The organism is Kribbella turkmenica (assembly GCF_004348725.1).
In the GTDB taxonomy this organism is placed as follows: domain Bacteria; phylum Actinomycetota; class Actinomycetes; order Propionibacteriales; family Kribbellaceae; genus Kribbella; species Kribbella turkmenica.
The window spans coordinates 24,712-30,881 of the sequence record NZ_SMKR01000088.1; the positions used below are offsets into that span (position 1 = coordinate 24,712).

At 65.9% G+C, this 6,170-nt stretch carries 5 protein-coding genes; 2 read left to right on the plus strand and 3 right to left on the minus strand.

The annotated features are described in order from the left end of the window. The first annotated feature begins 79 nt into the window (after window positions 1-79). Window positions 80-808 carry a 4a-hydroxytetrahydrobiopterin dehydratase gene (locus E1218_RS20435; RefSeq protein ID WP_132322508.1) on the plus strand — a complete coding sequence of 243 codons (729 nt, stop codon included), beginning with the start codon at window positions 80-82 and terminating at the stop codon, window positions 806-808. 129 nt (window positions 809-937) lie between these two features. Here E1218_RS20435 and E1218_RS20440 read toward each other — a convergent pair whose 3' ends face one another. Both E1218_RS20440 and E1218_RS20450 read right to left on the minus strand, forming a co-directional pair. Next, complete coding sequence (locus tag E1218_RS20440) at window positions 938-1,756, minus strand: LLM class flavin-dependent oxidoreductase (protein WP_132322509.1); 819 nt, start codon at window positions 1,754-1,756, stop codon at window positions 938-940. 640 nt (window positions 1,757-2,396) lie between these two features. Continuing rightward, complete coding sequence (locus tag E1218_RS20450; RefSeq protein ID WP_132322510.1) at window positions 2,397-2,753, minus strand: hypothetical protein; 357 nt, start codon at window positions 2,751-2,753, stop codon at window positions 2,397-2,399. A gap of 216 nt (window positions 2,754-2,969) precedes the next feature. On the opposite strand from E1218_RS20450, the gene E1218_RS20455 reads away from it, so the two are divergent. Further along, window positions 2,970-4,040, plus strand: a complete 1,071-nt coding sequence (locus E1218_RS20455; protein ID WP_132322512.1) for a LacI family DNA-binding transcriptional regulator — start codon at window positions 2,970-2,972, stop codon at window positions 4,038-4,040. Between the two features lie 135 nt (window positions 4,041-4,175). Here the strand turns inward: E1218_RS20455 and E1218_RS20460 are convergent, their stop codons facing one another. Next, the gene (locus tag E1218_RS20460; protein WP_165949351.1) at window positions 4,176-5,816 is read right to left on the minus strand and encodes a galactose-binding domain-containing protein; all 1,641 of its coding nucleotides are present in this window, start codon (window positions 5,814-5,816) and stop codon (window positions 4,176-4,178) included. Between the last annotated feature and the right edge of the window lie 354 nt (window positions 5,817-6,170).

Genomic DNA, 6,170 nt, shown 5'->3' on the forward strand with positions numbered 1-6,170 from the left:
GGCCGGTTTTGTTTCGTACGGTCTCACACATGTCCGAGCGATCCGGCCTGGACATCACGGCGGGAGAGGGAAACCACCTATGACCACGCAAGTGCTGACCGGGCAGGAGATCGCTGCAGCAGAACTCGACGGCTGGACCCTGCTGCTGTCGTTCGGGCAGGGCGGCCTGGAAACACGAATCCACACCGAGAGCTTCACCCACGGGCTGCGGCTCGTCGAGTCGATCGGGCAGGCTGCCGAGGCCCTCGGTCATCATGCAGAGCTTGACCTGCGGCCCTTTCAGGTCGATGTCCGGCTGGCCAGCCGTGACAGCGGCGGCGTAACCGAAACCGACGTGATGTTGGCTCGTCAGGTCAGTGACATCGTCGCTGCCGCTGGTGCTGAGCTCGAATGCGGCAGCCTCACCCGAATCGAACTCGGCCTGGACACGCCGGCGTACGACAAGATCGCGCCGTTCTGGGCCGCTGTGTTGGACTCTGAGCACGTCATCGGCACCGAGGACTGGGGCGATGTCGGTGACCCCCGTGCAGGACTGCCCATGATCTGGTTCCAGACCACAGACGCTCGATCGACGCAGCGAGTCTGGCATCCGCACCTTTGGGTCGACCCGGCTCAGGTGCGGCCAAGGATCGACGCGGCATTGGCCGCCGGCGGCGCACTCGTCAGCGATCAGGGCGCGCCGTCGGCCTGGGTGCTGTCCGACCCCGACGGGAACCACCTCTACCTGTGCACCTGGCAACCCGGCGACAGTTCCCTGTGCGATTCGGACTATCGACCCGGAGGAACCAACTGGACCGACCGAAGCTGACTCAGAGCGTCCACTGCGCACCAGGACCACGCTCGGGGCGCCCGCCCTGGGGAGACCGGGACGGGCGCCTCACCCTGCCGCTCGACAGAAACCGACTCCACATCAGTTGACCGACGAGGCGTGTGCGGCCTACTGCCCGGCCAGCTTGGCCACGACCGGCGCGAGCGTGTCGGCGAAGTCGGCGCCGATGACGAAATAGGAGAAGCCGATCTCCTCGCGACGTCGTTCGATTTCTTCGGCGGCTGCCGCGGGGTCACTCGGAAGGATGACGAGCGAGTCGGCCGCGCGAAGCGCCGCGGTGTCGAGGTTCGGCGGCGCCATGAACGGAGCGACACCGTCACCGACAGCGGCGACGTGCTGGCCGAGCTCGATGTCCCGGCCACCAGGAAAGTCGCGTACCCGGTTCGTGGTTTCGAACCGATCATCTTCCGCTGGGAGTACGAAGGTGACTGCGTCAGCGACTTCGAGCGCCAGCGCCTGCGACTTCGGTCCGCTGACCGCCATGACAACCGGCGTGTGTAGATCGGGGCCGTCGAACCGACGCAGGGCGGCGACGGTCTCGCGCATCCTGGCACGACGCTCAGCTGGGGAGACGGCAGGCAGCCCCAGCTCGACTTCGATCCCGGGCCGGCCGGCGCCGATGCCCATTTCGAAGCGCCCGTCCGTGAGTACTGACAGTGAGTGGGCCTCCCATGCCGTACTCCATGGTTCGCGCAGCGCGGCGGCATAAACCCACGAGCCGATCCGCAGGTCAGCGAGCGCGGCCGCGGTCGCCAGCGTAGGGCCGATTGCTGGCTGCCACGTAGGAACGTCGGGCATCAGCAACGTCGAGTAGCCGTTGTCGGCGATGCGGCGCACGCGGTCCCGCCACGTCGGCAGGTCAGAACCGATCGGCGCAACCACGCCGAATCGGAATGGTCGGGTTACTCGCCTGGCCTGGTCGTTCATCGTGGATCTCCTTGAGTCAGGGACCTTGTTCGGCCCGGTTGCCCTATCCACGAACCCGCCACCCAGAATCCGACAACCCTGCCCAGGAACGTCGACACCTCGATCCGAGACGAACCGCCGTGGTCGGCGATCGATCCGCAGATCGCGAGATTACCGGGCACCTTCCGCCCCGGAAACCTACCCGACGAACGACCCCGAGGCAGTGGTAGGCGCCGATGCTGATGAGCGCGTCGAAGAAGTTCTCGGCGAAGGGCAGCGCGTGGGCCTCGGCGTGGATCGGGTGAACTCGGTCCTCTACGTGAGCCTCGGCGACCCGTTGCACGTTCGTCGGGCTTGATCCACAGATCAGTCGCCCGTACCTCAACACCGAACTCGTTGGCCAGCAAGATCGAGCGCGGGGCAGTGCCACATCCCATGTCGAGTATTCGCATGCCGGTCTCAAGCGGCATGTCATCGGTCAGGGCCTCCGCCTGCCACAAGGGGTTCGAGCCCGGTTCCTTGATACGTCACGGGGCCACTTGCTCTATCGGTTCCGAGACTCCGGGATGCGCCCGCTGAATCCGCGGCCCAGGCTTGCGCATACTGCGTTCCCGCCGCGCCCCGGGCACTCGTCTGCGACAGGGTCTGGGATGTAGTCGGTTCAGTGGTTGCTGTCGCCGTCGCTGCTGAAGTGCGAGCCGAAGTCGAACGGGGGTACGTCATCGGCGGTGCCGTCGGCGCCGTGCCAGTACTTCGTGTCCTGCATCGATCTGAGGGTCGCATCGTCGGCGAAGGCAGCAAGGCCTCGCCGGAAGGGGCCGAGCCGGAACATGCCTGTGACACTCCACCAGGGAACGGGCTCGTCGTCGACGACGTCCTGGCTTGAAGCGAGCTGCTCCCACCGGTTGTCCAATTCCAGGGCGAACGCCCAGGGAAGGAGGCGCATCAGCTCAGCTTGCCGGATCTCCCCCGGCTCCAGTGTGGCGAAGTATCGGCGGAAGCTCAGTACATCGTTCACTCGCGTATGACCGCCCGGTGTCAGGATCCCCCAGCCGAGCACGCGGGTTCGGCGAAGGAGTGTGCCCGTCCGGCCGGGCATGGGCATCCGGTAGTACCAGTCGCGCTCACTGAGCCGGTCTGCGACGGCTCGCCGGAACTTGTCGTCGAGTCGTCTAGGTTGGGGTGGTGCGTACTCGGATCACGTAGGTGTCAACGTTGACATTAGAGTTGGTGCATGCACATCGACGAGGGAACGGCGCTGACCACGGATCATGGTCGTGCCGGCGCACAGTCGTCCGGTCCGGCCGAACCACGGCGGCGACCACGGCTCGAGGACGTGGCGTCTGCTCTGGGAGTCAGCATCAAAACCGTATCGCGGGCGCTGCGGGGTGATCCGAAGGTTCGTGAGTCCACCCGCCAGCGCATCGTGGCGGAGGCGGACAGGCTTGGCGTTCAGCTGAATGATGTCGCCGCCGGCTTGCGCCGCAAGAACCAGGCCATGACCACGATTGGCGTGACGTTGGGCGACTGCACAAACCCGTTCTTTGCGCCGATGCTTCGGGGGATCCACTCGGTGGCGACCGAGCGCGGGTACCTGGTTCTAACCGCTGACGCCCAGAACGACCCGGAGCTCGAGCATCGCGCGATTCGGTCGTTCTTCGCGCACCGCGTCGCCGGGCTGATCATCGCACCGGTCGGCGATGACCTGGGCTATCTGGCGAATGAGGCGGCGTTCGGCTCAGCAATCGTGTTCGTCGATTCTCCTCCGCCCGGGCTCGGCGAGTCGATGGATTCGGTCACCACGACGAACGCGGCCAGTACGCGCGAGGGTGTGGAGCATTTGCTGGCGCGCGGGCACCAGCGGATCGGGTATCTCGGGCACCCACGCCGCGGCAGCGGCGCTGAGGAACGGTGGGCAGGGTACGTCGCGGCCCTCGAGGCGGCCGGCCTCAGGGTCGATCCGGATCTCGTCCGTGACGAGCTGGTCACTGAGGCCGACGCCTGTCGGGCCGCGGAGGACCTGCTGGAGACAGCCCGACCGGACGCGGTGTTCGTCGACAACAACCGGTTGTGCACCGGGTTGCTGCAGTCCAAGGCGTTTGCGCGGCGGCGGCTCGACGTGGTGAGTTTCGACCGGTTCGAGCTCGCCGCCGCTTTTGGTGTGTCCGTGATCGACAGCGATCCGTACGACGTGGGCCGGGCCGGTGCGAAGCTGCTCTTCGACCGGCTCGCTGATGCCACGCGGCCACCCCAGCGGCTGGAGGTTCCCGCCCGGCTGGTCGTCCACGAGGACCCGATGTACTAGCCCCCCGGCCCTGTAGTAACGCCATGGTGAGATGTCTTCGACGCTGGCTATCGGCGCCTTGGCCACCGCGCAGCCGTCAGCGTGCACTTGCCGTTGGCGTAAAGGGTGCTGCCCTTCAGGAATAGGAACGCTTCATCACCGCAGTGCCGGACGAGGACGTACGCCAGTGAGCCTGGACTGTGGATCAGCCACGATTGGTGGGTAGATCTCAAGTTCGTAGATGCGTGCGGTCTTGTCGGCTTCCGAGTCAGCGACCGGTTGGGTGATGACGAGGCGCACGTACCGTGCGGTGAAGGGGGCAATGGTTCTGTCCGTGACCGCCGATCCGTTGCTCACGACGATGTCCCGGTTGGTCCACTGCTTGTCGTTGTCACTGGACTGGAGGATGAAGCCGCGCGTGTTGAGGTCGGCATCCAGGCCGGCCGCCTCAGCGTGCTTGACCACGTAGCGCCCGATCGACCGGCTGGAACCGAGGTCGATGGCGAGCCACATCGTGTTGTGGCCGGAGGGGTTCACCCAGGCGTCCAGCTCGGGATCGGCGAGCTGACCGTCCGTGACGTGGTACGCCATGTGGTTCGCCGCGTCCGCCGTGACCGGCCTGTACAACGCCAGGTTCGGTTGCCGACCTACCTCGGCGTTCTGGAGAACCTCGAACTCCAGGATGCGGGCGGTGCTGTCGGTGGACTGCGTGGGCTTGAAAACGTGCAGCCGGACGTAACGGGCGCGCACCGGCGTCGGCAGCAACTCATCGGTGAGGTTCTCAGTGTTGCCGGTGACATGGTCGACCCGGCGCCACGGACCGCGGGAGAGATTGGACACCTCGACGGCGAAATCGCGGGTGTTGAGCGCCGTTCCCGACGGACTTCCGCCATAGCCGGCATGCTTGATCCGGTAACCGGAGATCGTCTGTACGCTGCCAAGGTCGACGGACAGCCACGCACTCCCGTGAACCTCGGCGACCCAACCGTCCGCCGGCACGTCCCACTTGCCGTCGGTCGCCATGGCGGCGGAGGCCTTTCCGGCGCTCGCGGAGACCGGCCGACCGGCCGCCACGTTGACCGTAGCCCGCGGTGCTTCGGGAATGGGCGCGAGCTCGTTCAGGTCCAACCAGACGAACCGTGGCCGATAGATCTCGGTCGTGGTCGGGTCACCACCGACCCGGTTGACGTTGTAGCTGACCAGCAGCCTGTCCTTCTCGGACAAACTCGGGTGCGCCTTGGCGTTGTAGCAGTAGGTCATCCCCTCAGTCTGGGCGCCGTAGATGTAGGGTTCGGGGCAGTTGTAGAAGCGCACGCCGGCGGAGAACGGCCCGACGGGGGTGTCGCCCACGGCGTATTGCAATGCGGTTGACATGACGTTGGCCGTGTAGACGAGTAGGTACTTTCCGGCGTAACGGCCGGTCGTCAGCGGAGTGACGCTGAGCTCGGTCGACACGTCGGAATGCAGTACCGCGGGGTCGTGTTCGCTAACGGCGATGTCTGGGCTCCACTCGGTGCCACTCCAGAAACGCCAGGGGGATGCGATGCCCTGACGCGGAACGTCCGCGAAGCCTGCCTTTGGCACCCGTGCGACGACGAGGTCCTTCTGGCCGCCGAGGAGCGTGTTTCGGTAGCCGTACACGTAGACGTAACCGTCGGCGGCTGAATTGTCGGTGATGCCGACGCCGAACATCACGATGTGGGCGCTGTTGCGGATGAGGAGGCCGACGTCCTCGGTCCTGCGGACGGCGGCGTAGTCGGGTACGCCGTTCACGACCGGAACCTCGATCAGGTCCACCCGGGCCGCGTTCCAGTTGGAGTCCGGTGCGAAACCGGTCGCGTAAAGGGTGTCGTTGATTGCGATCCCGTCGTTCATCCAAAGACCGTTGCCAAAGGCACCATTTGCCGGGGTGATGAAGGTGGCCCGGTCCGGGATCGGCCGCTTGCCGGTCAGTACGGCAGAGGAGTTGTTGAGGAAGCCTGCCTGGTTGTAGGTGAGGTCCAGCGGGTTGGTGGTCCCCACTCGGGTGTCACTGAAGATGAAGGCGGTCCGCGACGACGGCGTCGCCGTGGCCACACCGTCCCGGCCGTCGAGAGGAATGGAGTAGATGCCGTCCGCGCCCAGCCAGCCGGACCGACGGTTGAACAATTG